This window comes from Janthinobacterium foliorum, assembly GCF_978021625.1.
Genome location: NZ_CDXDQE010000046.1, coordinates 1 through 677 on the forward strand (window position 1 = coordinate 1; position 677 = coordinate 677).

Annotated in this window: 1 protein-coding gene; it reads right to left on the bottom strand. The window is 64.3% G+C overall.

The genetic code is table 11. From position 1 onward, the window contains the following. Positions 1-2: 2 nt before the first annotated feature. On the bottom strand, positions 3-677 hold a 675-nt coding region (locus ACZ92H_RS29395), incomplete at its 5' end, for a zinc-binding dehydrogenase (RefSeq protein ID WP_465051967.1).

A 677-nucleotide genomic window follows, 5' to 3' on the forward strand; every position in this document is an offset into this window, starting at 1 on the left:
GATCAGTACAGCACGACGGAACGGATCGACTCGCCGCTCTTCATCAGGTCGAAGCCTTCATTGATGCGCTCCAGCGGCAAGCGGTGCGTGATCAGGTCATCGATGTTGAGCTTGCCTTCCATGTACCAGTCGACGATCTTCGGCACGTCCGTGCGTCCGCGCGCGCCGCCGAAGGCCGAACCGCGCCATTCGCGTCCCGTCACCAGCTGGAACGGCCGCGTGGAAATTTCCTGCCCCGCCGCCGCCACGCCGATGATGAAGGACTTGCCCCAGCCTTTATGGGTGCACTCGAGCGCCTGGCGCATCAGGCTGGTGTTGCCGACGCACTCGAAGGAATAGTCGGCGCCGCCGTCCGTCAGCTGCACGATGGCATCGACGACGTTTTCCACTTCGTTCGGATTGATGAAATGCGTCATGCCGAACTTGCGCGCGATGGCCTGGCGCGCCGGGTTGATGTCGATGCCGATGATTTTGTCGGCGCCCACCATCTTCGCCGCCTGGATCACGTTCAGGCCGATGCCGCCCAGCCCGAACACGGCCACGTTGGCGCCCGCCTCGACCTTGGCCGAGAACAGCACGGCGCCCACGCCCGTCGTCACGCCGCAGCCGATGTAGCAGACCTTGTCGAACGGCGCGTCTTCGCGGATCTTCGCCAGGGCGATTTCCGGCACCACGAT